This window comes from Bradyrhizobium sp. WSM3983 (assembly GCF_000473045.1).
GTDB lineage: Bacteria > Pseudomonadota > Alphaproteobacteria > Rhizobiales > Xanthobacteraceae > Bradyrhizobium.
The window spans coordinates 98,106-124,927 of the sequence record NZ_AXAY01000027.1; the positions used below are offsets into that span (position 1 = coordinate 98,106).

General features: G+C 64.4%; 30 protein-coding genes. 11 read left to right on the forward strand and 19 right to left on the reverse strand.

The annotated features are described in order from the left end of the window. Positions 1-31: 31 nt before the first annotated feature. From YUA_RS0130410 to YUA_RS0130420, 3 genes are read right to left on the reverse strand one after another with little or no spacing between them, the layout of a single operon-like run. Positions 32-958 carry an ABC transporter substrate-binding protein gene (locus YUA_RS0130410; RefSeq protein ID WP_027534082.1) on the reverse strand — a complete coding sequence of 309 codons (927 nt, stop codon included), beginning with the start codon at positions 956-958 and terminating at the stop codon, positions 32-34. Further along, positions 955-1,308 (reverse strand): c-type cytochrome, encoded by a 354-nt coding sequence (locus YUA_RS0130415; protein ID WP_035972244.1) that lies wholly within the window; start codon positions 1,306-1,308, stop codon positions 955-957. Before YUA_RS0130415 ends, YUA_RS0130410 begins: the two co-directional genes overlap by 4 nt. Before the next feature lie 12 nt (positions 1,309-1,320). Beyond that, positions 1,321-2,985 (reverse strand): methanol/ethanol family PQQ-dependent dehydrogenase, encoded by a 1,665-nt coding sequence (locus YUA_RS0130420; RefSeq protein ID WP_027534084.1) that lies wholly within the window; start codon positions 2,983-2,985, stop codon positions 1,321-1,323. A gap of 343 nt (positions 2,986-3,328) precedes the next feature. Between YUA_RS0130420 and YUA_RS0130425 the strand changes: the two genes are divergently transcribed. From YUA_RS0130425 to YUA_RS0130445, 5 genes are all read left to right on the forward strand, one after another. Next, positions 3,329-3,721, forward strand: a complete 393-nt coding sequence (locus YUA_RS0130425) for a calcium-binding protein (protein WP_027534085.1) — start codon at positions 3,329-3,331, stop codon at positions 3,719-3,721. Between the two features lie 125 nt (positions 3,722-3,846). Then, the gene (locus YUA_RS0130430) at positions 3,847-4,170 is read left to right on the forward strand and encodes a hypothetical protein (RefSeq protein WP_027534086.1); all 324 of its coding nucleotides are present in this window, start codon (positions 3,847-3,849) and stop codon (positions 4,168-4,170) included. A gap of 223 nt (positions 4,171-4,393) precedes the next feature. Beyond that, a complete protein-coding gene (pqqA, locus tag YUA_RS45530; protein ID WP_012029362.1) occupies positions 4,394-4,474 on the forward strand; it encodes a pyrroloquinoline quinone precursor peptide PqqA in 81 nt (26 codons plus the stop codon). A gap of 29 nt (positions 4,475-4,503) precedes the next feature. Next, on the forward strand, positions 4,504-5,409 hold the full coding sequence (locus YUA_RS0130440) for a hypothetical protein (protein WP_027534087.1): 906 nt from the start codon (positions 4,504-4,506) through the stop codon (positions 5,407-5,409). Between the two features lie 106 nt (positions 5,410-5,515). Then, complete coding sequence (locus tag YUA_RS0130445; protein ID WP_027534088.1) at positions 5,516-5,725, forward strand: hypothetical protein; 210 nt, start codon at positions 5,516-5,518, stop codon at positions 5,723-5,725. 4 nt (positions 5,726-5,729) lie between these two features. Here YUA_RS0130445 and YUA_RS0130450 read toward each other — a convergent pair whose 3' ends face one another. From YUA_RS0130450 to YUA_RS0130465, 4 genes are read right to left on the reverse strand one after another with little or no spacing between them, the layout of a single operon-like run. Beyond that, entirely contained in the window at positions 5,730-6,083 is a 354-nt protein-coding gene (locus YUA_RS0130450) for a hypothetical protein (protein WP_027534089.1), read from the reverse strand. Between the two features lie 47 nt (positions 6,084-6,130). Then, complete coding sequence (locus YUA_RS0130455) at positions 6,131-6,841, reverse strand: ABC transporter ATP-binding protein (protein ID WP_027534090.1); 711 nt, start codon at positions 6,839-6,841, stop codon at positions 6,131-6,133. Continuing rightward, entirely contained in the window at positions 6,831-7,568 is a 738-nt protein-coding gene (locus YUA_RS0130460) for an ABC transporter permease (RefSeq protein ID WP_027534091.1), read from the reverse strand. The genes YUA_RS0130455 and YUA_RS0130460 overlap by 11 nt, the downstream gene beginning before the upstream one ends. Before the next feature lies 1 nt (position 7,569). Next, entirely contained in the window at positions 7,570-8,517 is a 948-nt protein-coding gene (locus tag YUA_RS0130465; RefSeq protein WP_035972274.1) for an ABC transporter substrate-binding protein, read from the reverse strand. Between the two features lie 120 nt (positions 8,518-8,637). On the opposite strand from YUA_RS0130465, the gene YUA_RS0130470 reads away from it, so the two are divergent. Next, positions 8,638-8,997 carry a hypothetical protein gene (locus YUA_RS0130470; protein WP_027534093.1) on the forward strand — a complete coding sequence of 120 codons (360 nt, stop codon included), beginning with the start codon at positions 8,638-8,640 and terminating at the stop codon, positions 8,995-8,997. Positions 8,998-9,176: 179 nt separating this feature from the next. Here YUA_RS0130470 and YUA_RS0130475 read toward each other — a convergent pair whose 3' ends face one another. Both YUA_RS0130475 and YUA_RS0130480 read right to left on the reverse strand, forming a co-directional pair. Continuing rightward, complete coding sequence (locus YUA_RS0130475; RefSeq protein ID WP_027534094.1) at positions 9,177-9,995, reverse strand: quinoprotein dehydrogenase-associated SoxYZ-like carrier; 819 nt, start codon at positions 9,993-9,995, stop codon at positions 9,177-9,179. A gap of 47 nt (positions 9,996-10,042) precedes the next feature. After that, a complete protein-coding gene (locus YUA_RS0130480; RefSeq protein ID WP_371259920.1) occupies positions 10,043-10,972 on the reverse strand; it encodes a quinoprotein relay system zinc metallohydrolase 2 in 930 nt (309 codons plus the stop codon). A 160-nt stretch (positions 10,973-11,132) separates the two neighbouring features. Between YUA_RS0130480 and YUA_RS0130485 the strand changes: the two genes are divergently transcribed. Then, positions 11,133-11,972: a substrate-binding domain-containing protein gene (locus YUA_RS0130485; protein WP_371259921.1), complete on the forward strand. Its 840-nt coding sequence runs from the start codon at positions 11,133-11,135 to the stop codon at positions 11,970-11,972. Continuing rightward, on the forward strand, positions 11,969-12,541 hold the full coding sequence (locus YUA_RS0130490) for a PQQ-dependent catabolism-associated CXXCW motif protein (RefSeq protein ID WP_027534097.1): 573 nt from the start codon (positions 11,969-11,971) through the stop codon (positions 12,539-12,541). Before YUA_RS0130485 ends, YUA_RS0130490 begins: the two co-directional genes overlap by 4 nt. 153 nt (positions 12,542-12,694) lie before the next feature. On the opposite strand, the gene YUA_RS0130495 is transcribed toward YUA_RS0130490, so the two are convergent. The 6 genes from YUA_RS0130495 to YUA_RS0130520 form a co-directional block, all read right to left on the reverse strand. Continuing rightward, on the reverse strand, positions 12,695-12,994 hold the full coding sequence (locus YUA_RS0130495; RefSeq protein ID WP_027534098.1) for a copper-binding protein: 300 nt from the start codon (positions 12,992-12,994) through the stop codon (positions 12,695-12,697). A gap of 134 nt (positions 12,995-13,128) precedes the next feature. Beyond that, positions 13,129-13,743 carry a hypothetical protein gene (locus tag YUA_RS0130500; protein WP_027534099.1) on the reverse strand — a complete coding sequence of 205 codons (615 nt, stop codon included), beginning with the start codon at positions 13,741-13,743 and terminating at the stop codon, positions 13,129-13,131. Further along, positions 13,740-14,588, reverse strand: a complete 849-nt coding sequence (locus YUA_RS0130505; RefSeq protein ID WP_027534100.1) for an ABC transporter permease — start codon at positions 14,586-14,588, stop codon at positions 13,740-13,742. Before YUA_RS0130505 ends, YUA_RS0130500 begins: the two co-directional genes overlap by 4 nt. Further along, the gene (locus tag YUA_RS0130510) at positions 14,585-15,391 is read right to left on the reverse strand and encodes an ABC transporter ATP-binding protein (RefSeq protein WP_027534101.1); all 807 of its coding nucleotides are present in this window, start codon (positions 15,389-15,391) and stop codon (positions 14,585-14,587) included. Before YUA_RS0130510 ends, YUA_RS0130505 begins: the two co-directional genes overlap by 4 nt. Beyond that, a complete protein-coding gene (locus YUA_RS0130515; RefSeq protein ID WP_027534102.1) occupies positions 15,388-16,353 on the reverse strand; it encodes a YVTN family beta-propeller repeat protein in 966 nt (321 codons plus the stop codon). Before YUA_RS0130515 ends, YUA_RS0130510 begins: the two co-directional genes overlap by 4 nt. A 188-nt stretch (positions 16,354-16,541) precedes the next feature. Continuing rightward, a complete protein-coding gene (locus YUA_RS0130520) occupies positions 16,542-17,723 on the reverse strand; it encodes an ABC transporter substrate-binding protein (protein WP_027534103.1) in 1,182 nt (393 codons plus the stop codon). 127 nt (positions 17,724-17,850) lie between these two features. Here YUA_RS0130520 and YUA_RS0130525 point away from each other — a divergent pair, with 127 nt between their 5' ends. Then, positions 17,851-18,351 (forward strand): DUF3280 domain-containing protein, encoded by a 501-nt coding sequence (locus tag YUA_RS0130525; RefSeq protein ID WP_035972249.1) that lies wholly within the window; start codon positions 17,851-17,853, stop codon positions 18,349-18,351. 44 nt (positions 18,352-18,395) lie between these two features. Here the strand turns inward: YUA_RS0130525 and fghA are convergent, their stop codons facing one another. Together fghA and YUA_RS0130535 are read right to left on the reverse strand one after the other, a co-directional pair. Continuing rightward, entirely contained in the window at positions 18,396-19,241 is an 846-nt protein-coding gene (gene fghA, locus YUA_RS0130530) for an S-formylglutathione hydrolase (RefSeq protein ID WP_027534105.1), read from the reverse strand. A gap of 120 nt (positions 19,242-19,361) precedes the next feature. Beyond that, positions 19,362-19,982, reverse strand: coding sequence for a response regulator transcription factor (locus YUA_RS0130535; protein WP_027534106.1), 621 nt, complete (start codon positions 19,980-19,982; stop codon positions 19,362-19,364). 206 nt (positions 19,983-20,188) lie between these two features. Here YUA_RS0130535 and YUA_RS0130540 point away from each other — a divergent pair, with 206 nt between their 5' ends. Then, complete coding sequence (locus YUA_RS0130540; protein ID WP_027534107.1) at positions 20,189-21,547, forward strand: histidine kinase; 1,359 nt, start codon at positions 20,189-20,191, stop codon at positions 21,545-21,547. Positions 21,548-21,725: 178 nt separating this feature from the next. Continuing rightward, a complete protein-coding gene (locus YUA_RS0130545; RefSeq protein WP_027534108.1) occupies positions 21,726-24,188 on the forward strand; it encodes a TonB-dependent receptor in 2,463 nt (820 codons plus the stop codon). A gap of 93 nt (positions 24,189-24,281) precedes the next feature. Here YUA_RS0130545 and YUA_RS0130550 read toward each other — a convergent pair whose 3' ends face one another. Together YUA_RS0130550 and YUA_RS0130555 are read right to left on the reverse strand one after the other, a co-directional pair. Beyond that, complete coding sequence (locus YUA_RS0130550; RefSeq protein ID WP_027534109.1) at positions 24,282-25,307, reverse strand: ABC transporter permease; 1,026 nt, start codon at positions 25,305-25,307, stop codon at positions 24,282-24,284. After that, entirely contained in the window at positions 25,304-26,821 is a 1,518-nt protein-coding gene (locus tag YUA_RS0130555) for a sugar ABC transporter ATP-binding protein (RefSeq protein ID WP_027534110.1), read from the reverse strand. Before YUA_RS0130555 ends, YUA_RS0130550 begins: the two co-directional genes overlap by 4 nt. Position 26,822: the final 1 nt, after the last annotated feature.

Sequence of the window (26,822 nt, forward strand, 5' to 3'; positions counted from 1 at the left end):
CAGTGGCTATGAGGCGGTACGTGAGACCACCTCACCGCTGAATGATCTTAGTCCAGACGTCCCCGAGAATCGCGGGCTCGCGCGGTGGCAGATAGGTCAGGCCGGCTTGCTTGCCGAATTCGGCGATCTTGCCCTCGGCCGCAAGATCCGTGAGTGCCTTGTTGACAGCCTCGATCAAGGCTGGATCGCTGCCAAGCCCGACATAGGCGCGATTGGCCCCGATTGGATAATAATAGCCGGAGGCTGATATGGCGGTGTCGGGATGCGCGGTGCGGTGGGCGTCGAAGCGCGCGAGATCGATCAGGGTCGCATCATAGTCGCCGCGATCGAGCGCGCCCAGGATGTCGTCGCGGGCGGGGACGAGATGGGTGATGTCGTCGATCAGCCGTCCCCTGTCGAAGGTCATCAGGATGGCGTCGCCCAGGGAGCCGCTTTCGATCGCGAGGCGTAGGCCGGCGAGGTCGCCGATATCGCTGATCTTGCGCTCGCGCGCCTTCGGCCCCAGCACCACCGTCATCGGCGAATAGACGTAAGGCCGGCTCGGCGTCAGCACGCCGAGCTCAACGCGACGGCGCCGGTCGTCGCGCGTGGCACCCGCAAAATCCGGCAAGCGCGCCGTCTTCAAGCCAGGCTTGACGAGAGAGTCTGTCGTCAGCGCGTAACCGCCGACCAGCGCGCAGCGGCCGTCGGACAGCAGCGCGTTGGCCTCGAGCTGCGGGCTCGAATCTTCATCCAGCTTGCTCTCGAACCATTGGATCCTGAGCGGGCGTCCCATTCGGTCCGCGATCGCCTGTGCCAGCAGAACGTCGAAGCCTGCGTCCGCCTGGCCCTTGTGATGCGCCGAGAGAGGCGGCCGGTCCTCGTCGAGACAGATGCTCAGGGGATCTGCCGCCCACGCCACCGTTGCCGGAGTCGCAAGCATTGCGGCGAGACCGAGTGCTGCCAGCCGGCCTCTCATGGCTTCCTCCGGCTCGAGATGAAGGCCCAGAGATTTCCGATCTCGTCGTCGTTCAAAATGTCGCCCCAGGGCGGCATCTTGTTGTTCTTGCCGTTCTTCACGGTCGTGACGAAGCGCGTCCTGTCGTCGGGAAAGGCGCGCAGGTCCGGCGTGATGGTGCCGGAGTTCATCATGTTGGGGCCGTGGCAGTGCGAGCATTTTTCGGCATAGGTCGACTTGCCGTGGTCGATCTGCGCCTGCAGCGGATTGCCGTTTGAATCATCCGCGGCACGAACGGTCGTCGCAAGCGCGACCGTCAGCACCGCGACGGCGGCGAGGATCGCCACCGTCTTGTGAGATATGTCTCTCAACGTCTCTTGCCGTTACTGCTTCACCGCAAAGACCCACAGTGAGCCGCCGGGCGGCACCTTGGCCAGCCGCTCGTCGCCGGAGAACAGCGAGTAGACGCCGCCATAGCCGGAGGTGACGGCGATGTATTGCACGCCGTCCTGCTGCCATGTCACCGGCTGTCCCTCGATGCCGGAGCCGGTCTGGAACTGCCAGAGCTTCTTGCCGGTGTCGGCGTCGAAGGCCTCGAACTCGCCAGTCAGCGCGCCCGTGAACACGACGCCGCCCGCGGTCGAGAGCACGCCGGAGAACCGCGGGATGTCGCTTGCCGCCTCCCACTTCGCCTTGCCGGTCATCGGATCGATCGCCTTCAGATGGCCGCGCGCGCCGTCACCCCATTCCCAGGGATCGGTCAGGTCCATGCCGAGATACCATTCACCCTGCTTGAAGGTGGCCGGCTCCGACTTGTACCTGCCGCCGAAGGCGAGCGTGTTGGCGTAGGCAAGGCCGGTCTGCGGATTGAACGACATCGGCTCCCAGTTCTTGCCGCCGAGGACTGACGGATAAACCGTGACCTTCTTGCCGTCGCGCGCATCCTTGACGACGTCAGTCTCGATCGGCTTGCCCGTCTTCAGGTCGACGCCGGTTGCCCAATTCACCTTCACGTAAGGGTTGGCCGCGAGCACCTTTCCGTTGGTGCGGTCGAGCACGTAGAAGAAGCCGTTGCGGTTGGCGTCCATCAGCACCTTGGTCGGCTTGCCCTCGACGTTCATGTCGGCGAGGACCATTTCGGCCACTGAGTCATAGTCGAACGGATTGTTCGGCGAGAACTGGTAGTGCCACTTGATCTTGCCGGTCTTGGGATCCATCGCCAGCACGGAGCAAGTGTAGAGATTGTCGCCGGGACGCACGGCCGCGTTGAACGGGCCGGGATTGCCGATGCCCCAATACACCGTGTTCAGCTCGGGATCGTAGGAGCCGGTGATCCAGGTCGAGCCGCCGCCAAGCTTCCAGGTGTCGCCCTTCCAGGTGTCGCCGCCGGGCTCATCCGGCGAGGGGACCGAATGGGTGCGCCAGAGATGCTTGCCCGTCGCCGGATCCCAGCCGTCGATGAAGCCGCGCGTGCCGAATTCGGCGCCGGAGATGCCGGTGATGACAACGCCGTCGGCAACGAGCGGCGCCACCGTCATCGAATAGCCTTCCTTGATGTCGGCCGCCTTCTGCCGCCACAGCTCCTTGCCGTCCTTGGCATCGATCGCGATCACGTTGGCGTCGAGCGTGGTGCGGAACAGCTTGCCGTCGAACAGTGCGGCGCCGCGGTTGATGATGCCGCAACAGACGATGCGCGGCGTCTCGGCCGGATATTCGATCTTGGATTTCCAGATCTGCTTGCCGGTCTTGGCGTCGACCGCCATGGTTGCGTTGTGAGAGGTCACGTAGATCACGCCCTGGTACACCAGCGGCTGCGATTCCTCGCTGCGATCGTCGTTGAAGGAATAGTTCCAGACCGGGACGAGGTTCTTGACGGTGTCTTTGTTCACCTGGTTCAGCGTCGAGAACCGCTGAAGATTGTAGCCCATCCCGTAATTGAGAACGTTCGACGTATCGGTTGCGCCCTTGACCAGTTGATCGGTCGTCTGCGCGCTCGCAACCGAGCATGCGGATATGACGAGGCTCGCGGCCATCGCAAAGCGTTTCATCCGTTCCTCCCAATATGCGCGCCTTTTGGCGCTGCAGGAACAACACTCCGTCGGAAAGCAAAACGCGTCAATACGAAAGTCGAAAGCGCGCTGCCAATATGTTGCGCGGCGGATGCCGGTCACCTGACGGAAACCTGACAATCTTGTCGTCACTTGCGCGCAGGCGCTGAAAAAATTCCGCGGCATGATGCAGGGCCAGCGATCGGCTCTGGCGCGGGGCTGGCCGGATCCGCGAATTGTGCGGTGCGCAGGTTGCACTTCCGGACTTGAACCGGGCGCCCCCAAGTGGATTTATGTCATTCGGTCCCCATCGAATCGGGGCTCTTGGTCAGGGAGGTCTCAAATGATATCGCGTCGCTCAGTTGCGCTTGCGCTCACGACTGCATTGTTGGCGGGGCCGGCTTGGTCGGCATCCGGCGACGCCGTCAAGATGTTCGATACCGACAATGACGGCACGCTCGATCTCGCCGAGGCGAAGAAGGCTGCAGCCGCGCTCTTCGCAAAGCTCGATCCCGACCACGACGGGACGCTCGACGCGCGCGAATTGCGCGGACGGTTAACGGCGAAAGAATTCGCCGCCGCCGACCCCGATCACGACGGCACGCTGACGCTCGATGAATATCTCGCCGTGGTGGAGCAGCGCTTCAACGCCGCGAATCCCGACAAGGATGGAACGCTGGATGCGAAGGAGTTGAAGTCGCGCGCCGGCCGCGCACTGCTGCGGCTGTTGCGATAGGCGGGCCGCCGGGAGCGGACACCGAATTTCTGCCCTGAAATTCGGAACATCGGTCGATTCGACCTGTTCTCCTCAACATCCCGGCGCTGGGGCCGCGCGGCGGGAAGGATAAGGAGACGAAGCAGATGAACACGAAACGATCCATTCTTGTTGCGTGCACAGTCCTGACGTTGAGCGCCGGCACGGCGATGGCGGGCCCATGCAGCACCGGCAGCGCCGCGGACAAGGACGCCGGCTCTGGTCCCACGGTGGGCTCGGCGCAGTCCCATTCATCCGACGCGGCCGGCAACACCGGCCAGCACCCGCCGACCAGCACGATGAATCGTGCGAGCGGCGAAACGCCGGCGTCGTCTGAGGACGCACAGCGTCAGATGCAAGGCCAGCCGACGGCGGCTCAGGAGGCCGAAGGTGCCAAGCCGAACGCGATGGCCTCCAACGAGGGCTGCTGACAGCGAGGCGTGCCTCGTATCGAGACGCTCGCGGCGTCGCGCAAGGCGCCCTCCACAGGCCGCGTTTGACCACGAGAGAACTGGCTTTGCCCGAGAGAGAAATGCAGCCGCGAAGAATCGGCACGGACTCGCTCGACGTTCGAATCGAGGCTTGAACTGTATCGGGCGCAGCCCTAGGTTTTGCCCGGCGCGATGTCGCGCTCAATACTTGGGGAGACCCCGAATGGCTTGGAAAGCTCCGAAGATCGTGGAAGTGCCGGTCGGCATGGAAATCAACATGTACGCCTGCGCTGCGCGCAAGTAAGACTGAACGAACGACCTACCACGGCTTCGATGGCGGATGCCGTCGAAGCCGTGGTAGTGTCAGGGATGCGCGCGAGAGCCGATACACTCTGGACCATAGCTGCCTGCACAATCGCGCTTGCGCCGGTACCTGCGAGCGCCGAAGAGGGCTTCGACACCGAGCACATCTTCGGCTTCATGATCGGTAGCGATGTCGGCAATGTCGGCGAGCGCGAATTCCAGACCGAGACGACGGGACGCTTCGGCAAGGGCGGCGGCAACTATCGCGCGCTCGGCCATGAGGTCGAGATCGAAATCGTGCCGTTGCCGAATTTTCGCATCGAGGTCGGCGGCACCGCCACGCTGCACGACATCACCGGCGTCCCTGATATCGACGACCGGCGCCAGTTCAACTTCCAGGGCCTCTCGCTCGACCTGCGCTATCGCCTGCTCGACCGCGAGAGAGCCCCGTTCGGGATGACCGTCGCCGCCGAGACCCATGGCGATCGCATCGACGAGGTCAGCGGTGCGAAGGGGCGGATGTACGGCACCGACTTTACGCTCGCCTTCGATCGCGAGCTGATCCCGAATTTTGCGATCGGCGCGCTCAATTTGATCTACCAGCCGGAGTGGACTCGCTTCGAGGTGAGCGGACTGTCAGAGAAAAGCTCGACCATCGGCGCGGCCTTCGCCGGCATGGTGCGCGTAAGCCCCAACGTGCTGCTCGGCGGCGAGATACGCTACTTCCGCCAGTATGAAGGCATCAGCCTCGGCGAGTTCTCCGGCCAGGCCCTATTCGTCGGACCGACCGCCTATTTCCAGCTCTCCGGGCAATCGCGGCTCACTTTGAGCTGGAGCATGCAGGCCTGGGGCCGTCCAGCCGGATCGGGGGCCAATCTCGATCTCGTCAATTTCGAGCGCCATCAGGCGCGGCTGGTGTTCGGGATTAACTTCTAGCAAAACGCGTTCCCCGCCCGTTTCTCACGCCGGATTGAAACTTTCCCGCTCCTTGGAGCGTAACTTTTCGTGCTAATCTCAATCGCTTCCGCGCGAGGATCCCGGCATGAATCCAATCGACCTGGTGGTGACTGTGTGTGCGGTGCTCTCGCCTGCGACCTGCGAGGAGCAGCATCTGGTGTTCAACTATGCGGGATCGCCGACGCAATGCGCGATGGCCGCGCCGCCCTATATCGCGCAGTGGGTCGGTGAGCATCCGAAGTGGCAAGCGGTACGCTGGCGCTGCGAATATCCGCACCCGAACGACAAGGCCTAAGGCGCTACTTCGTGCAGTCCTTCAGATCCTTGTCGGCGATCGAGAACACCGCATCGGCCTTGATCTCGATGTCGCGTACGACGCATTGCCGTGAGTTGGGATAGCTGACCTTGGCATCGTAACGACCGGGCTCGACGCCGGTGATCCGCAGGCGCTCGTCGTGGTCGACCTCCTTGTCCTTGTCGTTCAGGCACTGGTTCGGACCCCAGTCGGTCTTGCCGGCCGGTGCGAGCTGGAAGCCCGAGATCGTCTCACTCGTCAAATTCCAAAGCCGGATGCCTTTGCCCTTGGTCTGCGCGAGCGCCGCGCCCGGCATCGCGACCAACAGGATGCCGATCGCAATCAGGTGACGGCGCATGGTGATCTCCCTCGACAATCTCGTTGGGCTCAGTTGACCACGAGTTCTCATTTCGATTCAAGCGGCGGCGATGCGAGCCCCACCCTGATCCCGGCAAGCTCAGCCTCACTGCGCTCAGCGCGCGGAATCGAGATCGGCACCTCCTGCACGATGCGAGCCGGGCGCGGCGACAGGAAGAACAGGCGGTCGCCGAGACGGATCGCATCGTCGAGGCTGTGGGTGACGAGCAACGTCATCACCGAACGGCTCGCCACCAGCGTCGCGATCTCGTCGCGCAGGCGGCGGGCGAGCGCGTCGTCGAGCGAGGCGAGCGGCTCGTCGAGCACGAGCAGGTCGGGCTCGACTGCGAAGGCGCGGGCCAGTGCGACGCGGCGAGCGAGCCCTAGCGACAATTCGCCGGGATAGTGGCTGCGATGCGCGTCGAGCTCTAATATCCTGAACAGCTCGGCGAGCTTCGCATCGGAGGCGTCAGGCGCAGCCAACCGCACGTTCTGCTCGACCGAGCGCCACGGCAACAGCCGCGGCTCCTGGAACACCATGCCGATCCGCGCCTTCGGCGGGCGCGCGACATGGCCGGCGAAGTCGCGGTCGAGCCCGAGGATGATGCGCAGCATCGTGCTCTTGCCGCAGCCGGAGGGGCCGATCAGCACGCCGATCTCGCCGGACTGCAGCGCGAATTTCAGCGGCGCCAGCACCTCGTGCGTCTCGCCCGCAGCGCTCCTGTAGGTCTTGCCTGTGATCTCGACCTCAAGCCGCACGGGGCCGCCACCGCGTTGCGCGGGCCTCGAACGGCTGGACCAGCGCTGTCTCGATCACGAGCACGACCGCGGCGAATGTCAGGGAATAGGCGAGCAGCCGCGGCGTGTCGAACAGCTGGAAGGCGACACCGATCTCGAACCCGACGCCGTTCGGCCGCCCCAACAGCTCGGCGACCAGCACGATCTTCCACACCAGCGACAGGCCGGAGCGGGCGGAGGCCGCGATATAGGGCGCAAGCTGCGGCAGCACGACGTGGCGGAACGCGCGCCAGCGCGGCATCGCAAAGACGGTCGCCATTTCATCCAGCGACCTGTCGAGCGCACGCGTGCCCTCGCGCAAGGTGACGACTGCAGTCGGCAGCTTGTTGATGGCGATGGCAGCGATCGCCGCGGCCTCGGTCAGCCCGGCCCAGATATAGGCCAGCACGATCACTACCAGCGCCGGCAGGTTCAACAGCAGGATCAGCCAGGGATCGCCGAGCCGGTCGGCGAGCTTCACCCGCCCCATCAAATAGCCGATGGCGCTGCCGACCGACATCGCCAGCACGAAGGACAACGCGACGCGCGCGAGCGTCGCACCGAGATGCAGAAACAGCGCGCCGCTTGACGCTTCCGCGATGATGACGTCAAGCACGGCCGGCGGGGAAGGCAGCTTGGCGCCGCCGACGAACAGCGCGGCAATCCACCAGATCGCGAGGAAAAGGGCGAACGAGAGAAGGCGCAGCACCTCAGTCTCCGGGGACTTCGTGATAGAACGTGCCGGGATCAAGCTCGGCTGCCGGGCCGACAAGGTCGCGACCGCCGGTCTCGGCCAGCACGCGATAGAGCACGCGCGCATCCGCTTCCTCATCGTTGATGTTCCGGCGTGGAATGCCGTCACGATAGCGGTCGCGGTAGGTTTTGAGCATGGCCGGATCGCTCGCGCCGGTGAGCGGTGCGATCTTGTCCCAGGCCGCATCCGAGGTGACCAGCAGCTGCTTGGCCTTGCGGGTCATGGCGATGAAGCGCGCCACGGCATCGCGATGGCTCGCGGCCCAGCCCTCGTCGAAGACATAGCCGACGGCGGAGACCGCGCCCTTGGCGCCGAGTTTCGGCAAAATCTCCTCGATGCCGGCGAGGCGCCGAAAACCCTTGGCCTCAAGCTGGGCGCAGAAATTCCAGAAATTGAGGCTTGCATCCATCTCGCCGTCGAGTGCCTTGGCGGCGATCAGAGGCGGCGCGCCATAGACGATCGTCGCATCGGACTTCAGGTCGATGCCGTCCTGCTTCATCCGCGCTTGCAGCAGCAGCCAGCTCTTATCGATGGGGCCGCCGCCGACGGCGAGCTTGCGGCCCCTGAGGTCGGCGAGCGTCTTGATCGGCGAAGCGGCTGGCACCATTACCGCACCGAGCGCGCTGGAATAGGGATAGAAGGTGAGCTTGGCGCCGAGCGCGCGCTCGCGCGAGACCCACAGCCAGTCCGACAGAATAATGTCGGCATTGCCGGCACGAAGCGCGATCTTGCCGGCCTCGGGGCTCGCAAGCTCGGTGACCTCCAGCGACAGGTCGGCCTCCTTGTCGAGGCCGGCGCCACGGATCGTCGCCAGTTCCCAGGAGAACGTTCCGGTCTTCTGCACCGCCAGGCGGATGGTGTCCGCAGCACGGGCCGGTGCACCATGCGTCAGCGCCAGCATCATTGCGAGCGCCAATATTCGTGCCAAAACTCTCATCGCCTTGTGAGCCATTTCCTCGAAGGGAGTGCTTTTCAGGACAATAGGCATAGCATAGCTTCCATCGCAACCAGCGGGAGGACGCTCATGAGTTTTGCGGGACGGGTACGACCGATTGTCGCCGCTGTGGCCGTGCTCGCGGCAACCGCCTGCGCGGCGCGGGCCGAGGAGGCCAATGATTATCCGACGTCGGCGCGCGCGGAATATGTCTATGGCTGCATGAAGGCCAATGGCGAAACGCGGCAAGCGATCGAGCAATGCTCCTGCTCAATCGACGTGGTCGCCTCGATCGTACCCTATGAACGATATGTCACCGCCGAAACCGCACTCAGCATGTCCCAGGTCCGCGGCAATCTCGGCACCCAGTTCCGGACATCAGAGCAGGCGAATTCGGCTGTGAATGATTTGCGGCGGGCACAGGCGGAAGCCGAGGTGAGGTGTTTCTGAATGGTGTCTCACCCTCCCCTGGAGGGGGAGGGTCGATCGCGCGCAGCGCGAGCGGGGTGGGGTGATCTCTCCACTCGGGCACTGTGCGAGGTGGATAGACCGTCACCCCACCCCGTCTCACATTTCGCTGCGCTCAATGTGAGCCGACCCTCCCCCTCCAGGGGAGGGTACTCCGATCCTCACGTCCCCGGCTTCTCCACGTCCCACTCATTCCGGAACACGTGCCCGTCCGTGTCCGTCGCCTCCGCGCGGAATCGCTTCGCGCCGTTGGAGACATAGGAGAAGCGCAGATTGGGATCTTCCGAGATTGAGATGCCGCCTTCCATCGACAGCACGGGGCTGTCGTCCTGGGTCAGCTTCAGCTGGTTGATGAAGAAGGCGGGAATATAGAGCTGTGTCACCTGGTCCATCTGCAGGCCGGAATTGTTGGGATGGCCGATCATGATCTGCGCTTCGCGGATGCGGCTCGCCGGCGCCTCCTCGCGCGCGAATTGCCGGTAGCGCATTTGGCCGAGGCGGTTCTGGGCATCTTCGGCATTCTTCCCCGCCGGGGCTGAGCAGCCGCCTGACGCCTTCACATGGGTCTTGGAGACGTAGAGTTGGCCGTCGCTGAGTTCGGCGACCGCATGCACGTCGGTGTAGTTGTTGACGCGCACGCGCGTGGAGATCTCGGTGACGTTGGCATCCGCGCCAAGCTCGAATTTCGCGGCCATTGGCGCCGGATTACGATCGATCACCAGCGTGATCGAGCGGATGCGGCGGGCATCGCCGGGTGACAGCCTGCTGCGCAGGGTCACTGGCACAATGGCCGCGTCCTCGGCGCGATAGGGCATTTCGATGGCAATGACGCCGTTGCCGTCGTTCATCGGACGGCTGTTGAAGATGTCCTGCACCAGGCCCGGCCAGGGATCATAAGCCTCTTCGGCGCCGACAGGCGCGACGAAGGCGATACCGAGCAGTGCGGCGATCAGGGGCAGGCGGCGTGTGCATCCCATCATGGTCGTGGTCCTGCGAGGACGAAGCAGTGATGAGCGTAGCGCGTCCGCTACTCCCATTCAATTTCTGAAAATGTTGCGGTTGCGTTGCGGGCGTTGTAGTCGTCGAAGAGATCCCAGTTGGAGCGCTCGGAGGAGGCCGCCTTGTCGGCGGCTGCCCGGATCGGGTCGCCCCTCTTGTTCAGTGCGCGCACGTCCGACAGCAGCGTCGAGAGATAACGCAGTTCATCGGCCAAAGCGGCTGGCCAGTCGCTCACAGGGCCGTGACCGGGAACGACGCGGACCGCCGGAACGGCCTCCAGCTCTTTCAGCAAGGCAAGCCAGCCGCGAATGCTGCCATCCATCACCGGAATGTGGCGGAGAAAGACCAGATCGCCTGCGAACAGCGTCATCGTGGTCTCGTCGAACACCGTCAGATCGTTGTCGCTGTGCGCGGTCGGCCACGCCCGCAAGGTCAACTGCCGTGACCCGAGATCGAGCGTCATGGTGTCCTTAACGAGCATAGTGGGCGGCACGATTTTGACGGGATCGATCAATTCGCTGCCCATGATGCGCCTAAAATTGTCGAGGTAATACGGCCCGCGCGTCGCCAGCGCCTGCGGCAGCTTGCTGTGGCCAACGAAGCCGGTTCCCTCTGCGACAAAGGCCGCATTGCCGAAGACGTGGTCGGGATGACCATGGGTGTTGATGACGTAGCGGATCGGCTTGCTGGTGCGGGCCCGCACCGCGGCCAGCAGTGCTTCGCCTTCACGAAGGCTGCCGCCGGTGTCGATCACGGCCACGGCATCCTCACCGACGATGAAGCCGACATTGGCAATGTCGCCCTCATTCTCGCGGGTCATCAAGGCGATGGTCCCGGAGTGCACGAAGATTCCCGGTGCGACTTCGCTTACAGGCAATTCGGCTGCCCCGACGCGTGCTAGCGTCGCTATCCCCAGCAGGGACAGGGCTGCGATCTTTGACGTGAGATGCGACACTATTCCGCCTCAGTTCAGGGTTCGTTGCGTTGCACTGCAACACATCAAGCCAACACAAAGTTTGGCAAAACATGGTGCGGTCCTGCGTTGCATGGATAGAATTCGAATGAAATGAGGAGGAAGCGCGATGGAGGCCGGACAACATCGTCGCTGGTTGATTTCGATGTGTGTGATGGCGGCGTCTTGTTTGATCGGCGACGTCGCCCGCGCGCAGACGACCGATAGTGGTGACCTCTCGTTCGAGCTGGTCGACCCCAAGGTGCTGCGCGTCTGCGCCGACCCGCGCAATCTGCCGTTCTCCAACGAGAAGGGCGAAGGGATCGAGAACAAGCTCGCCGAGCTGTTCGCGGACAAGCTCCAGAAGAAGCTCGACTACGTCTTCTTTCCACAGGCCACGGGCTTCGTGCGGATGACGCTGGGCGCGCATCGCTGCGACGTCATCATGGGCTTTCCGCAGGGCGACGAGCTCGTGCAAGGCACCAATCCTTACTATCGCACGTCGTACGCGCTGGTTGCGAAAGCAGGCAGCGGACTTGAAGACGTCGACACGCTCGAGGACCCCAGGTTGAAGGGCAAGCATGTCGGCATCGTCGCCGGCACGCCACCGGCGACCAACATGGCACTCGCCGGTCTGATGGGCGATGCCAAACCGTATCCGTTGATGATCGACACGCGCTACGACAACTCCGCGCAGGCGATGATCGATGATCTCACCGCAGGCAAGATCGACGCCGGCGTGCTGTGGGGACCGATGGCGGGGTACTACGCCAAGAAGGCCGGCTCGCTGCATGTGACGCCTCTGGTGAAGGAAACCACCGGTCCAAAGCTGGTCTATCGCATCGGCATGGGCGTGCGTGCCGCTGATCAGAACTGGAAGCGGCAGCTCAACAAGCTGATTCAGGATAACCAGGGCGAGATCAACAAGATCCTGCTCGACTTCGGCGTGCCGTTGCTGGACGAAAACGACCGGCCGCTCGGTGCGGAGACGAAGAAGGTGCCATGAAGCGGCCTCTTGCCGCTGCGCTCGTCGCCGCCATGCTGGCGGCGCCGGCCGTCGCGCAGCAAGATTCGGCGCAGCAGCAGGAGCCGTTCGAGCCCGAGGGCTACCGCACCGACAATTACCGCGCGCCGGTGCCGGCGACGCTGGAAGGCGCGCGCGTGCTGACGACGGCGGAGACCGAGGCGATCTGGCGCGCGAAGAGCGGTGCCTTCATCGACGTGCTGCCGCGCGCCCCGAAGCCGAAGAACCTTCCCGCAGGCACGCTGTGGCGCGATGCGCCGCGGAAAAACATTCCCGGCAGCATCTGGCTGCCGGATACTGGCTACGGCGCATTGGCGCCGGCGATGGACGAGTATTTCCAGCGCGGTCTCGCGCAAGCCTCGCACGGCGACAAGACCGCGCTGCTCGTGATCTATTGCCTCGCCGATTGCTGGATGTCCTGGAATGCCGCCAAGCGCGCGCTGGCTTACGGTTATTCCAATGTCGCCTGGTATCCAGAGGGGACGGATGGCTGGGAGCACGCCAAGCTGCCCACCGACGAGGCGCAGCCGGAGCCGCGGCCGGAGCAGTGAGCGAATCGATGGGTCCTGCGATCACGGTGTCGGAGAGACGCGCAATCCGTCATTGCTAGTGCAGCGAAGCAATTCAAGAATCCCTCCGCGGAGGGACTCTGGATTGCTTCGCCGCAAGGGCTCCTCGCAATGACGATGTGGTGGAGCGTCGCCCTACTGCTTCTGCAGCTTCGTCAGCGTGCCCGCGCCATCCGTGTCGGTCGCGGTGTAAGTCACCCTGTCGCCAGCGTGGACGGCGTCCAGCATCGCGGCGTCCTTGGCCTTGAACTGTTGCAGCGCGCCGGCGCCGCCGGCACTGCCGCCGACCGTACCCTTTTGCGTTTGCTGGATCGAGATCGTGTTGTTGAGCCGATCGATCCTGGTGACCATTCCGGTCATGTCGTCAGCAAAGGCGCTGGACGAGAGCATGGTGACGGCTGCAGCGCCTGCGAGGATGAATTTTGCTGTTCCCATCGAGGCCTCCCGGCGTTGAAGATTCACAGGACAAGCCATCGTAGATCGATTTGGTTCCGGCAGATAACATGGCAACATTAAGGATGGCGTTGATATCGCGGGAACTTTTATGAAAGCCGACAGCGGGGCTGACGCTATTCCATTTCCTGCTGGATGACGCGGCCGAGCGCGAACAGGCGCTGGTCGATCGTGGTCGGAACCTCGCAGACGAAGCGCACCACCTTGCGGCGGTCCTCGAAAATGCGAGTCTCCCAGATCAGCTGGTTGCTCATCGCATCGACCTTGGTGTCGTCGCGCGGCGTGGCGTCCTGCAGCGCCTGGAGCTGGATCGTCTCCTCGCGGATCTTGTCGGCGGCCTCGCGCTGCTTGCGGCTGACCCGTTCGAGCCCGCTCATGACCTGGGCGCGCTGGGCATTGAGGGTGTCGAACAGGCCGGCGAACAGCAGCTTTGCGTTGGCGGTCTTGTCGGCGGCGGCGCCGGTCAAAAATTCCTTCACCGATTTCTCGGCCTCGTCCAGCGGCGTCTTGCGTGCCGCCAGCTTCGAGACCAGCGCGCTGACCTTGCTGTCGTCCTTCCACTTGCTCGCGGCGTCGTCGAGCGCAGGGCCGGCCCAAACGGCGGCGAGCGAGATCTCGGGTACCTTGGCCTGCGCACACGGCCAGTCGGGATAGCGGGGATCGGCTGCGCGTGCGGCGGTGGCCGAGACCGCCAACGCAAGGGTCGCCATGGCAAGTGTCCGAACCATCATCCTTCGCCTCCCGCAGGCCCGCGCCGTGCCAGCCCGCGCGAGGGATCATAGGCATAGATCGCGGCGATCATGAAGACGATTGTGCAGCCGGCGACCACGGCCAGCGAGACCCAGTTGATCTGTCCATAAAGTGCAAAGCGGATCAGCTCGACCGCGTGGGTGAATGGATTGGCCTCGCAGAGATAATAGAGATATGGGCTGCCCTCCTGCACGCGCCACAGCGGGTAGAGCGCAGAGGAAGCAAAGAACATCGGGAAGATGACAAAATTCATCACCCCGGCAAAATTCTCGAGCTGCTTGATGCCGGAGGAGATCAGCATGCCGAGCGAGCCCAGCATCAACCCGGACAGGATCAGCGCCGGCAGCACGGTGAGATAGCCGATCGGGGGAGGGGTGATGTCCCAGAACCAGGCGATGATCAGGAACGCATAGACCTGGAGCAGCGACACTGCGGTGCCCGCGAGCAGCTTGCAGAACAAGAGGAAGCCGCGCGGCAGCGGGCTCACCAGCAGCGTGCGCATATTGCCCATCTCGCGGTCATAGACCATCGAGAGCGAGGACTGCATGCCGTTGAAGAGCTGGATCATTGCCATCAGCCCCGGCGCGATGAAGACCTCGTAGAGGATGTAGGTTTCGTAAGGCGGGATGATGGAGATGCCGAGCACCTGGCGGAAGCCGGCAGCGAAGATGAACAGCCACACCAAGGGCCGCACCAGCGCCGAGACGAAACGCTCGCGCTGATGCAGGAAGCGCAGGCCCTCGCGCCAGACGATGCCGGTGAGGCAGGTCATGTACGCCGAGGCCGAGAAGCCGCGTGGCGCATCGCGCGTGGTGATGCTGCTCATGGACCGCCTCCCGGCATGGTTTGCGCGCCGGTCAGGCGCATGAAGGCGGTGTTGACGTCCTGCGCGCCGGGCTCAGTGATGACGCGGCTCATCGGCCCCTGCGCCAGAACCTTGCCCTGGTGCAGCACCACGAGGTCGTCGCCGGCCATGATCTCGTCGAACAGATGCGTCGCCCAGAGCACGCCGATCCCTTGCTCGGTGACGAGCTGGCGGACATGGCTGATGATGTCGGCACGCGCCTTGACGTCGAGGCCGACGGTCGGCTCGTCCAGCAGCAACAGCCGGGGCCGGTGCAGCAGCGCGCGGGCAATCTCGAGCCGGCGCATCTGCCCGCCGGAGAGATCGCGCACCTTGCTGCCGGCGCGGTCGGAGAGGCCAATGCGCGCGAGCAGCTCGGCGCTGCGCGCAGCCGCCTCGCGGCGGCTGATGCCGTGAAGGGCTGCGTGATAGAGCAGGTTCTGTGTCAGCGACAGATCGAGATCGAGCGTGCGCGGCTGGAACACGACGCCGAGCAGCCGCAGCGCCTCGCCAGGCGTGCGGCTGATGTCGTGGCCGAAAATGCCGACGCGCCCCGATTGGATGCCGAACAGCCGCGTGATCAGCGAGAACAGCGTGCTCTTGCCGGCGCCGTTGAGACCGAGCAGTGCGGTGAAGCTGGCGGGCTGCACGTTGAAGGAGACGTCGATCAGCGCGCGGCGCGGACCGTAAGAATGGCTGATACCGTCGATCGACAGCGCTGGCGCGGCGGCCGGATCAGGCCGTGGTGTTTCGCGTGGTTCGGCGATGGGAGCAGGGCTGGTCATGGCGCGATCGTGATGCCCCAGGGTAATTCGCCCACCTGAATGGTCTTGATCACCTTTTGCGCCGCGACGTCGATGACGGACACGTCGTTCGAGACGCCGTTGGTGGTGAGGAGATATTTTTCATCCGGCGTGAAGGCCATGTGCCAGACGCGCTGGCCCACCAGCAGATATTTCGTCACCTTGCGCGTGGTGGCGTCGACCACCGCGACGCGGTTGGCGGGACCGAGTGCAACGAAGGCGGTCTTGTCGTCCTTGGTCATGCCGATGCCGACGGGCTGGATCGCCTCTTTCCTCAACCCCGGAATCTCGAAATTGACCTTGCCGATGACTTCGTGCTTCTGCGGGTCGACGATCGACACGGTGCCGCCGATCTCGGAGGATACCCACAATTCGGACGCGTCGTGCTTGAATTCGGCAAAGCGCGGCCGCGCATCGACCAGCACGTTGGCGACGATCTGGCGCGACGATGTGTCGATGAAATGCGCCATGTTGGTCGTCTCGGACGTGTTGATCAGGGTCTTGCCGTCGGGGCTGATGGTCATGCCCTCGGGCTCGACGCCGACCTGGATGTCGCCGAGGCGGGCGCGCTTCTCCAGATCGATCACGGTCACCGTGTTGTCGTTCTCGTTGGCGACATAGAGCGTCTTGCCGGCAGCATCCTGGGTGAATAATTCGGGGTCGGGGCCGGAGGGCAGGGTGTCCACCACGCCTGGCGTCTTGGCGTCGATCACCTGGATGGTGTCGTCGTCGCCGACCGCGACCATCACGAATTTGCCATCACGGGTAAATTCGATGCCCCGCGGGCGCTGCCCGACCTTGATGGTTTTTGTCACGGTCCAGCTGTCGGTGTCGATCACCGACACCGTGTTGCTCTTTTCGTTCGACACATAGGCGACGAAGGCATGGGCGGGCGTGGCGAACGCGAGTGCTACGAGCACCGTTGCCATCAGCATACGGAACATCTGTCCGCGGGCGGTTCTTACCTCCCCCGCTTGCGGGGGAGGTCGTATCGCATCGCAAGATGCGATACGGGAGAGGGTTCGCGCCTCTTGGGGAGTCTTTGTCGAGGAGATACCCTCTCCCCAACCCTCCCCCGCGCGCGGGGGAGGGAGCACACCCTCTCTGCGGCGGCTCCATCGGATCACATCGCTCATTTCAGCTTGCATTTGCTCTCCGGGCGGTCGTAGCCGAGCGTGTCGAGCTCGGAGACCTGGTGCAGAAACCCTTCTTGCGGCGACACCGACACCACCATGCGGCCGTCGACCAGCAGGATCGGCTGGCGCAGTTGCAGATTCCAATCGCGCAGGGTCAGCTTCGTGCCCTTGAAGGCCGCGACCGAAAAATCCGGTCCCTTGATGAATTCCGTGACCTTCCTGACGTCGCCGGAATTGGTGCGCGAGGTGGCCTCGCCAATCATGCGCACTGCTGTCCAGGCCTGCATGTCGAGCGCGGTCATGCGCCGCGAGTTCAGCTTCATGAAGCGGTTCTGCATCTGCGTCGCTCCCCACTGGTCCTGCGCGGCGTCCCAGCTGCGCGGCACCAGGCCGGCCGAGCCCGCGACGGGCCGCGGATCCCAGGTGCGGTAGGGCAGGTACGCGGCGAATACCTCGCTCTCGTCCGCGGCGACCAGCACGTCATAGGCGGGCGCCTGTTGCGTGAACACCGGCATCTGCCGCTGGATCAGCGTCACGCCAGAGTCCGTGCGGCGCGCGCCGCCGGTGTCTTCAAAGGTGCGCTCCTGCACGATCTTGGCGCCGAACCGCGTCGCGGCGCGTCGGAGCGCATCGGCGTATAGCTTGTCCTCGTCATGCGAGCCGACCACCAGCAGCCAGCGCGGCCATCGCTTCCACACCAGATACTGGCCGAGCGCATCCGCCAGCATCGACCGCGTCGGCGCGGTGTGGATGACATTGGCCCGGCAATCGGCCTCGCGCAGCCGCTCGTCGATCGCGCCCGCGTTGAACAGCAGCGTGGCACGATCGCGCAGGGCGTCTGCGACTTTCAACAACGCATCGGCCGGCAGATCGGTGATGACAAAGCCGTTGCGCGCGGCGAGGTCGGTCGCGGCCTGGACCACGTCCTCACCTTCCTTGATGCGGCGTTCTTCCAGCGCAAAGCGCTGGTTGAGGAACTTGCCTGTGGTGTTGTTGTCCTCGATCGCGAGCTTCGCGCCGGCGACGCCGTCATTGGCCGCGGGCTGCTCGACCAGCGAGAGCGTCGATCTCGTCCCGGCGATGCCGAGATAGCCGACGCCGATCGTGATCGGGTCGGCCGCGAGCACTTGCATCGCCGCCAGACACAGACCGATCGAGCCGAGCAACCATCGGATCATGCTTCCTCCTGAGGTTCTCCCCGGCTTGACCGTCGGTGAAGAATTGTCTCTCTTGAAGCATGACCGATTTGGCCGGGCTTGCAACCCCGCATTTGGTCGTCGCGACACCACAGGCGGAATCACGATCATGCGAGCGCTGATATGTTTCGCAGCTTTGCTGCTGATGGGTTCGCAGGCAGCCGCCGATCCGCCAAAGCTTGCCGTGTTCGATTTCGAGCTCATCGACACCAGCCTGCCCGGCGAGTTCTACGGCTCGAAGCCGGAGGAAGCGCGCCTCGCGCACATCAGCGACCAGCTGCGCAAGGAGCTGACTGAGTCAGGCCGGTTCCAGCTGCTCGACATCGCGCCGGTCAGGGACGCCGCCCGTCACGCCAATCTGCAGGCCTGCGGCGGCTGCGACCTCAAGCTTGCCGGGCAGCTCGGTGCCGACCTCGAGATCACCGGCATGGTGCAGAAGGTCTCGAACCTGATCATCAATCTGAACATCTATCTGCGCGACGTGAAGACCGGCAACATGATCACGGCGGCGAGCGCCGACATGCGCGGCAACACCGACGAATCCTGGTCGCGCACGATGAGCTATCTGATCCGCAACCGCCTGCTGGCGCCGAATTACGGCAAGCCGTGAGGTCTTCGCCTCTCCCCGCCTGCGGGGGGAGGAGAGAGCCGGCCTCACCCCTTCGATCTCTCCGCATGCCAGTGCAGATGGTCGCTCATGAAGGTCGAGATGAAATAATAGCTGTGGTCATAGCCCGGCTGACGCCGCAGCGTCAGCGGGATGTTAGCCTTGGTGCAGGCAGCCTGGAGCAGTTCGGGCTTGAGTTGTTCTTTGAGGAAATTGTCGGCCTCGCCGACGTCGACCAGGAAGCCGGAATATTTCGCGCCGTCCTCGATCAGCGCCACCGTGTCATGGCTGCGCCAGGCATCCTTGTTCGGCCCGAGATAGCCGGTGAGTGCCTTGATTCCCCAGGGCACCTGTGACGGCGCCACGATTGGCGCAAAGGCGCTGGCCGCGCGATAACGATGTGGGTTGCGCAGCGCCACCGTGAGCGCGCCGTGGCCGCCCATGGAATGGCCCATCACCGATTGCCGCTTGGCGTCGACGGGAAAATTTCCCGCCACGAGCTTCGGCAGTTCGTCGGTGACGTAGCTCCACATGCGATAATTGCGCGCGAACGGCGCTTCCGTCGCGTCGACATAGAAGCCGGCGCCGAGGCCGAAATCATAGGCATCGTTGGCATCGCCCGGCACGTCGGGCCCGCGCGGGCTGGTGTCGGGGGCGACGAAGATCAGGCCGAGCTCGGCGCAGGCTTTGCGGAATTCGCCCTTCTCGGTGACGTTGGCATGGGTGCAGGTGAGGCCGGAGAGATACCAGACCACGGGCAGCCTGGCGCCGTCGGCATGCGGGGGGACATAAACCGAGAACACCATGTCGGTTCCGGTCGCCGCGCTCGCATGGCGATACACGCCCTGGACACCGCCATAGGATGTGTTGGTCGAGACAGTCTGGATCGTCATGCCGTTGTGCTCCGTGGCATCTCACCACATCGAGAATGCAATGCTCGTGTGACCGAAATTTGTGGCGCGCGCCACATCTAACTCGCGCCAAGTCTAACTCGCGCCAAGTCTAACGCAAGATCAGGCCACGCCGCTGTCGATCGCCAGCCGCACCAGCTCGACCGAGGTCTTGACCCCGAGCTTCTGGCGCATGATCGAGGAGGTGTTGGCGACCGTCTTGTAGGACGATTGCACCAGCCAGGCGATCTCGGACAGGCTCTTTCCAGCGCTGAGCAGCCGCAAGATCTCCATCTCGCGCGCATTCAACTTCGACAGCGGGCTTTGTGCCAGCGTGGGACCTGCAAAGGCGATGCTGCGGGCAATCGCGCTCGGCAGATAGGTGCCGCCGCCGCCGACGGTGCGGATCGCCTCGACGAGATCATCGGGGTCGCCGGTCTTGGAGACATAGCCTTTGGCACCGCACTCGATCGCGCGCGCGGCGAAGGCCGGGTCGTCGTTCATGCTGAACATGATGATGCGGGCATCAGCCGCGCGCTCAAGGATGCGGCGCGCGAGCTCGAAGCCGGAGACGGTCGGCAGGTTGATGTCGATGACACAGAGATCGGGGCGCTCGACGATGAAGACGCACTCGCCGTCCTCGGCGTCGGCGGCCTCCAAAATCTCGATCTCGCCTTCGTCGGCCAGCACGGCGCGGCAGCCGGAGGCGACAATGGGATGATCGTCGACGATCAGAATGCGCATAGGCGTTCCCCGTGACAGCGCGTTTCCCTGGTAGAATTTGCCTGTTTTCGCGCCGCATGATTCCGGACGAGACAGACGCGCGTCTCATGTCGGGTCATGCAACCCGGCCGGGATTGCTGTACGCTTCCGATTAGATATCGGGCGCTTCGTCTCTGTCAACGCTATCGGACAGGCGCGAGCGATCCTTCGTGGGGCAGGCGAGAGCAATGTGGCAAAATCTATCCTTGCGCGGGCGCATCAACCTCCTGCTGGCGCTGCTGCTTGCGCTCGGGCTTGCGGTCAACATCGCCCGCCAGGTCGCGGAGGCCGGTCCCCGCGTGCAGGCCGAGGACCAGAGCGTGATCCGGCTGGCGCGCGAGTTCATCGAGATGATCGTTGCCGATCTCAACGAGGCGCCGGATCCCGACGCCAGACTGAACCAGATCGCGCGCGATCTGAACCGTCTGCGCCACGTCAGCATCGCGCTCCGGGACGCCGGCGGGAACCCGCTGACGCCGCCGCGGCCCGATGCCGATGACGACACGCCCGGGCCGCCGGCCTGGTTCGTGAGCCTGGTCCATCCCGAGCAGACTGCCGTCAGCGTGCCGGTCTTGGTCCACGGCAAGCCGGGCTCGCTGGCGATTACCTCGCATCCCAATGACGAGATCGCCGAGATCTGGGACGCCATCGTGACGCAGCTCGAGGTCGGTTCAGCCATCGCGCTGGTGCTGTTCCTGGTGATGATGAATGTCGTCGGCCGGGCGCTCGCGCCGCTCCTGTCACTGACGCAGACGATGGGCGAGCTCGAGGACGGCCGCTACGACGCGCGTGTGGTGCCTGGCGGCGCGCCCGAGCTCGCCGCGATCTGCACCAAGCTCAATCATCTCGCCGCAACGCTGGGCGAGGCGGTCGAGGACAAGCGGCGGCTTGCTGAGCGCGCGGTATCGCTCCAGGACGTCGAGCGCAAGGAGATCGCGCGCGAGCTGCATGACGAGTTCGGGCCTTATCTGTTCTCGCTACGCGCGCATGCCAGCGCATTGGCGAAGCTCGCCGACGGACGTGCACTAGATGCAGATGCCGTGCGAAAGCACGGCGGGGCCTTGCTGGAGCAGATCAACGCGCTGCAGCAGTTCACCCGTCGCGTGCTGGAGCGGCTGCGACCCGTCGGCCTTGCCGAGCTTGGCCTCGGCAAGGCGCTGGAATCGCTGTCGCGGCTGTGGCGGGAATCGCATCCCGACGTGACGATCGAGACCACGATCTCGCCGGCGCTGGGGGTTACAGGGGAGACCGCCGACCTCACCATCTACCGCGTCGTGCAGGAGGCGCTGACCAATGCGTTTCGCCACGCCGGCGCGACCGCGATCAATGTGGTGATCGAACCGGCTGAGCAGGCGGGGCGCGACGGTCGCTTCTGCGCCCGGGTGCGGGTCAGCGATAACGGCCGCGGCATGGAGCCGGGCCAAAAACTCGGCTTCGGCCTCGTCGGCATGCGTGAGCGTATTCTGGCGCTGGGCGGCACGCTCAACGTGGCGTCAGGCGAGGGCGGCGTCACCGTGGAGGCGCTGGTTCCGACCGCGGCGGCCTGACCGCGCCCGGTTCGAGCGGGGAAAAGTCCCGATCGGGAAAAACTCCCGATTTCGTCGGGAAAACGGGAGCGGATATTGCCCGACCTTTTGTGGCTGGTGCGTCAGCCGCCGCCGAATACACTCGTCTCGACCAAACGGCGAAACGAAAACAGCCGAGGGTGACGGGTGGGACGATGGGATGCGCAAGCCGGGACACACGCGAAATCTGCTGGTAGCCTCGGTCTCGACCGGGCTGGTGTCCGGGCTCGTTTTCGCGACCGGCGCAGGCGCTGCGCAGGACGAGGAGACCAACGTCCAGAACCTGCCGGCGGTCGAGGTGGTGGCGCCGCAACCTACAGCCCGGCGCGCACCGTCGCGGCCGGTGCCGCGGGCTGTTGCGACCATCGGCAAGCCGAGGGCCGGCCGGATCTACGTCTACCCGACCTCGCCCGGTGCTTCCGGCAGCATCGACGTCGACAAGATTCCATCGAGCGTCAACGCGGTCGATCCGACCCAGATCAAGCGCACGGGGTCGCTGAACATCGGAGATGCGCTTCAGCAATATGTGCCCGGCGTCAATCTCAGCGAAGTCACCGGCAATCCGTTCCAGCCGAACATCGAGTTTCGCGGCTACGTCGCCTCGCCCCTGGCCGGCACGCCGCAGGGCCTTGCCGTCTACCAGAACGGCGTGCGTATCAACGAGGCGTTTTCCGACAGCGTGAACTGGGACGCGATCCCGACCGCGGCGATCCGCTCGGCCACGATCGTCACCAACAATCCCGCCTTCGGCCTCAACGCGCTCGGTGGCGCCGTCAATCTGCTGATGAAGGACGGTTTCACCTATCAGGGCGCCGAGGTCGACGTCATGGGCGGCTCGTTCGGCCGCATCCAGGGCTCGGCCCAGTGGGGCAAGACAATCGACAACAATTGGGCGGTCTATGGTGCGCTGGAAGGCGCGCATGACAACGGCTTCCGCAATTTCTCGACGTCGGACATCCGCCGCTTCTACGGCGACGTCGGCTACCGCTTCGAGGGCAGCGAATTCCACGTCAATATGGGCGTTGCAGACAATCATCTGGCCGGGCCCAGCACAGTTCCGATCGAACTGCTCCAGCAATATTGGGGCGCCACCTACACCACGCCGCAGACCAGTGCCAACAAGGTCGGCTACGTCAATCTGACCGGCAAGGTCGAGGCGACGCCGACCTGGACGTTCGAAGGCACCGCGCATGTGCGCGGCTTCAATCAGAACACCCAGGACGGCAACCCGACCGACGCCCAGCCTTGCGGTGCCGATCCGACAACACTGTGCTTCGGCGACGACACCACGCCGGCCTTCGGCCTCAACGGCGTCCAACTCGCCAATCCCTTTCCTGCGGGCGCGGTGCTCGGCGAGATCGATCGCACCACGACGCGTTCGACCTCCTTCGGCATCTCCGGCCAGGCGACCAACAGCGACAGACTATTCGGGCACGAGAACCGTCTCGTGCTCGGCGCGAGCTACGACGCCAGCGTCAGCCATTTCGACGCGAGCTCCGAGCTCGCGACGATCGGCGAAAACTACGTCGTCACCGGCAGCGGCATCTTTCTGGGCCAGTCCGGCAATCCGACCTCGATCGGCCCGGTATCGCTGCGCACCGTCAACCAGTATCAGGGCGTCTATGCGCTCGACACGTTCAACGTGACGGACGCATTCGCGATCACCGGCGGCGGCCGCTTCAACGCGGCCCGCGTCACGCTGCAAGACCAGCTCGGCACCGCGCTGAACGGCGACCACACCTACAACCGATTCAATCCCGTGATCGGCGGCACCTACAAGATCACGCCGGAGCTGACCGCCTATGCCGGCTATTCGGAAGCCAACCGCGTGCCGACGCCGCTCGAGCTCGGCTGCGCCGATCCGAACAATCCCTGCCTGATCGCAGCGTTCCTGGTCTCCGATCCCGACCTGAAGCAGGTGGTGTCCAAAACCGTGGAAGCCGGCTTCCGCGGCACCAAGGAATTGGCCATCGGCTCGCTCGGCTGGAAGATCGGCGGTTTCCGAGCGACCAATTACGATGACATCCTGGCGCTGCCGATCGCGGGCCTGCAGGGCTTCGGCTTCTTTCAGAACGTCGGCTCGACGCGCCGGCAGGGCCTGGAAGCCGAGATCAGCCTCAAGTCGAACGAAGTCCAGTTCCACGCGAGCTATGCCTTCGTCGACGCCCGCTTCCTCGATGCACTCGACGTCGCCTCCAACAGCCCGACCGCGGTCGCCAATGGCGGCATCATCCCGATTACGCCGGGCAACCAGATCCCGGCCGTTCCGCGCCATCGCATCAAGGCCGGCATCGAATATGCCGTCACCGACGCCTGGAAAATCGGCGGCGACGCGCTCTGGGTCTCGAGCCAGTACTATGTCGGCGACGAAGCCAATCTCGAGGCCAAGCTGCCGGGCTATGCCGTGTTCAACCTCCACACGTCCTACCAGGTCACCAAGAACCTTCAGATCTACGGCAAGGTCGACAACGTCCTCGACAATCGCTACGCGACCCATGGCACCTTCTTCGACACCACTGCGCTGCCGAATTTCGCCAACGGCGGCAACAATTTCAACGATCCGCGCTCGTTGAGCCCGGCAAGGCCGCGCGCGTTCTACGCGGGGGCGCGCGTGACGTTCTAGATACCTTCGCAGCCTAGACGTCCTCTATTGAGCCTGCCAAGGCGCCCTTTGTCGGAGGACCCGTGGTACGCCGCTGCGCAAGCCCTTCGCCGCTCACTCCACCTTCACCCGCTCGAGCGCGGCAGCCGCGACGCTGGTCTGGCCCGGGCCCTTCGCCGCACTCACGCGGTGCCGGCGCTGGACGAGATACTGGTCGGCGAGCACGCCGATCAGGATCACCGTTCCCATCACCGCGAAATTCAGCGAGCTCGGGATGCCCAGCAGATTGACCAGGTTCTGCAGCACCTGGAGCAGCACGGTGCCGAGCACGACGCCGATGATCGAGCCTTCGCCGCCACGCAAGGAACAGCCGCCGAGCACGGCCGCCGCAATGGCATAGAGCTCGTAGAACGAGCCGTGCACGGCCGGCGAGATGGAGCGGGTGTACATCGCGATCAGGATCGCGGAGAACGCGGTCAGCCCGCCGCAGATGACGTAGGCGGAAATCATCACGCGGTTGGAGCGGATGCCGGAATAGCGCGCGGCCTCCTCGTTCTTGCCGACAGCGTAGAGATAGCGGCCGAACACCGAGCGGTGCAGCAGCACCCATGCCACGGCGGCGACGACAATCAGCGCCACCACGCTGTGCGGCAGCGGAAAGCCCAGCACGTTGGTGCGACCAGCCATCAGCCATTCCAGCGTCGGGAAGCTGGCGCCGAAGCCGAAGCCGGCGGTCGCGTCCTCGGTGTAATAGCGCGCCGCGCCGCGATAGATCAAAAGCCCGCACAGCGTCACCACGAACGGCTGGATATGCATCCGCGTCACCAGCGCGCCGTGCACGAGGCCGATCACGAGCCCTGCGGCGATGATCGCGGCAAAGGCGAGGATCCAGTTGACGTCGTGATTGACGATGAGGTCGATGAAGAGAACGCCGAGCAGCGCGATCACCGATCCGACCGAGAGCTCGATCCCGCCGATGATGATGACGAAGGCTTCTGCGATCGAGAAGATGCCGAACATCCCGACTTGGTTCAGTGTGTTGGAGAGATTGCCGACGTAGAGGAAACGCGGATTGATGAAGGCCACGACCGTGCCGACCACGAGGATCAGGACCAGCAGGCTCAGATCTTTCTTGTTCAAGGCACCCTCATCTCAACCGCATGGCCGACAGCCAACTGGAGCACATTGTGCTCGCTGAACTGGCTGCGATCAAGGAAACCTGAGATCGCACCCTCGTGCATGACGGCGATCCGGTCGCTGACCCCGATCACCTCCTCCATGTCGCTCGAAATCATCAGGATCGCGACGCCGGCGTCGGTCAGCCGGCGCAGCATCTCGTAGATCTCCTGCTTGGCGCCGACGTCGACGCCGCGCGTCGGCTCGTCGAAGATCAGCACCTTGGGCCGCATCGACAGCCATTTGGCCAGTACGACCTTCTGCTGATTGCCGCCGGACAATGAGCCGACCGTGGTTTCGACGTCGGGCGCACGGATCTTGAGCCGCTCGCGCTGGCCGCGGGCATTCTCGGTCTCCTGCACCGTGTTCACCAGGAAGAAGCGCAAATAGGACGACAGATCCGGCAGCGAAATATTCTCCGCTATCGACACGTCGAGCAGGAGCCCGCAGCCCTTGCGGTCCTCCGGGATCAGGTAGATGCCATGGTCGATCGCCGCGCGCGGGCTCGCGACCCGGATCGGACCGCCCTCGAGCCTGATCGCGCCGCTGCGGAGCGGGTCGACACCAAAGATCGCCCGCGCCAGCTCGGTGCGTCCGGAGCCGACCAGGCCGGCCAGCCCCAAAATCTCACCGCGGCGAACCGACAGGCTCACCGCGCGCTCCGGATAGGTGTCGGTGACGGCCTCGACGATGTCGAGCACGGCCTCACCGGGCGGGGCGGCCGGCGGCACGTAAAGCGATTTGAGGTCGCGTCCGATCATCAGGCGGATCATCGCCGCAGGAGACAGCTCGGCGCGGGTCAGCGCGCCGACCATGCGCCCGTCGCGCAATACCACCGCGCGGTCGGCGCATTGCATCACCTCGTTGAGGCGATGCGTGATGAAGATGATGCTGACGCCGTCGGCCTTGAGGCCGGCGACGACCCGCATCAGGCGGTCCGTCTCGGTGAGCGTCAGGCTCGAGGTCGGCTCGTCCATGATGACGAGACGGGCATCGAGCGAGAGCGCCTTCATGATCTCGACGAGTTGGCGCTGCGCCAGCGACAATTCGGCGAGGGGCGCGTCCGGCGCGAAATCGCAGCCCAGCCGCTCGAGCAGAGGAGCGACGTCGGCATAGAGCCGTTTGCGGTCGATCAGCCGCAAGGGTCCGCCGTGCACGGGCTCGCGGCCGATGAAGACATTGCCGGCAACGTCGAGATTGTCGAAGAGATTCAATTCCTGATGGACGAAGGCGATGCCCGCCTCGATCGCATCCGCCACGGTGAGCGAGCTTCGCTCGATGCCGTCGACGCGGATCACGCCGCCGCTCGGCTCCACGACTCCGCCGAGCACCCGCATCAAGGTCGACTTGCCGGCGCCGTTCTCGCCGATCAGGGCGATCACCTCGCCCGGCGACACGGCAAGGCCGACGTGGTCGAGTGCGACCACGCCGGGATAGCTCTTGCTGATATCGATCAGTTCGAGAAACGGCTCAGGCATT

What these genes read in the sequence shown, in the direction of transcription:
- YUA_RS0130500 (WP_027534099.1), bottom strand. Translation starts at nt 13,743, where the DNA reads ATGATGGTTCGGACACTTGCCATGGCGACCCTTGCGTTGGCGGTCTCG.
- YUA_RS0130540 (WP_027534107.1), top strand. Translation starts at nt 20,189, where the DNA reads ATGTGGCAAAATCTATCCTTGCGCGGGCGCATCAACCTCCTGCTGGCG.
- YUA_RS0130420 (WP_027534084.1), bottom strand. Translation starts at nt 2,985, where the DNA reads ATGAAACGCTTTGCGATGGCCGCGAGCCTCGTCATATCCGCATGCTCG.
- YUA_RS0130430 (WP_027534086.1), top strand. Translation starts at nt 3,847, where the DNA reads ATGAACACGAAACGATCCATTCTTGTTGCGTGCACAGTCCTGACGTTG.
- YUA_RS0130465 (WP_035972274.1), bottom strand. Translation starts at nt 8,517, where the DNA reads ATGATGCTGGCGCTGACGCATGGTGCACCGGCCCGTGCTGCGGACACC.
- YUA_RS0130425 (WP_027534085.1), top strand. Translation starts at nt 3,329, where the DNA reads ATGATATCGCGTCGCTCAGTTGCGCTTGCGCTCACGACTGCATTGTTG.
- YUA_RS0130545 (WP_027534108.1), top strand. Translation starts at nt 21,726, where the DNA reads ATGCGCAAGCCGGGACACACGCGAAATCTGCTGGTAGCCTCGGTCTCG.
- YUA_RS0130520 (WP_027534103.1), bottom strand. Translation starts at nt 17,723, where the DNA reads ATGATCCGATGGTTGCTCGGCTCGATCGGTCTGTGTCTGGCGGCGATG.
- YUA_RS0130470 (WP_027534093.1), top strand. Translation starts at nt 8,638, where the DNA reads ATGAGTTTTGCGGGACGGGTACGACCGATTGTCGCCGCTGTGGCCGTG.
- YUA_RS0130535 (WP_027534106.1), bottom strand. Translation starts at nt 19,982, where the DNA reads ATGCGCATTCTGATCGTCGACGATCATCCCATTGTCGCCTCCGGCTGC.
- YUA_RS0130515 (WP_027534102.1), bottom strand. Translation starts at nt 16,353, where the DNA reads ATGTTCCGTATGCTGATGGCAACGGTGCTCGTAGCACTCGCGTTCGCC.
- YUA_RS0130555 (WP_027534110.1), bottom strand. Translation starts at nt 26,821, where the DNA reads ATGCCTGAGCCGTTTCTCGAACTGATCGATATCAGCAAGAGCTATCCC.
- YUA_RS0130490 (WP_027534097.1), top strand. Translation starts at nt 11,969, where the DNA reads ATGAAGCGGCCTCTTGCCGCTGCGCTCGTCGCCGCCATGCTGGCGGCG.
- YUA_RS0130505 (WP_027534100.1), bottom strand. Translation starts at nt 14,588, where the DNA reads ATGAGCAGCATCACCACGCGCGATGCGCCACGCGGCTTCTCGGCCTCG.
- YUA_RS0130485 (WP_371259921.1), top strand. Translation starts at nt 11,133, where the DNA reads ATGTGTGTGATGGCGGCGTCTTGTTTGATCGGCGACGTCGCCCGCGCG.
- YUA_RS0130495 (WP_027534098.1), bottom strand. Translation starts at nt 12,994, where the DNA reads ATGGGAACAGCAAAATTCATCCTCGCAGGCGCTGCAGCCGTCACCATG.
- YUA_RS0130445 (WP_027534088.1), top strand. Translation starts at nt 5,516, where the DNA reads ATGAATCCAATCGACCTGGTGGTGACTGTGTGTGCGGTGCTCTCGCCT.
- YUA_RS0130525 (WP_035972249.1), top strand. Translation starts at nt 17,851, where the DNA reads ATGCGAGCGCTGATATGTTTCGCAGCTTTGCTGCTGATGGGTTCGCAG.
- YUA_RS0130450 (WP_027534089.1), bottom strand. Translation starts at nt 6,083, where the DNA reads ATGCGCCGTCACCTGATTGCGATCGGCATCCTGTTGGTCGCGATGCCG.
- YUA_RS0130510 (WP_027534101.1), bottom strand. Translation starts at nt 15,391, where the DNA reads ATGACCAGCCCTGCTCCCATCGCCGAACCACGCGAAACACCACGGCCT.
- pqqA (WP_012029362.1), top strand. Translation starts at nt 4,394, where the DNA reads ATGGCTTGGAAAGCTCCGAAGATCGTGGAAGTGCCGGTCGGCATGGAA.
- fghA (WP_027534105.1), bottom strand. Translation starts at nt 19,241, where the DNA reads ATGACGATCCAGACTGTCTCGACCAACACATCCTATGGCGGTGTCCAG.
- YUA_RS0130440 (WP_027534087.1), top strand. Translation starts at nt 4,504, where the DNA reads ATGGCGGATGCCGTCGAAGCCGTGGTAGTGTCAGGGATGCGCGCGAGA.
- YUA_RS0130475 (WP_027534094.1), bottom strand. Translation starts at nt 9,995, where the DNA reads ATGATGGGATGCACACGCCGCCTGCCCCTGATCGCCGCACTGCTCGGT.
- YUA_RS0130410 (WP_027534082.1), bottom strand. Translation starts at nt 958, where the DNA reads ATGAGAGGCCGGCTGGCAGCACTCGGTCTCGCCGCAATGCTTGCGACT.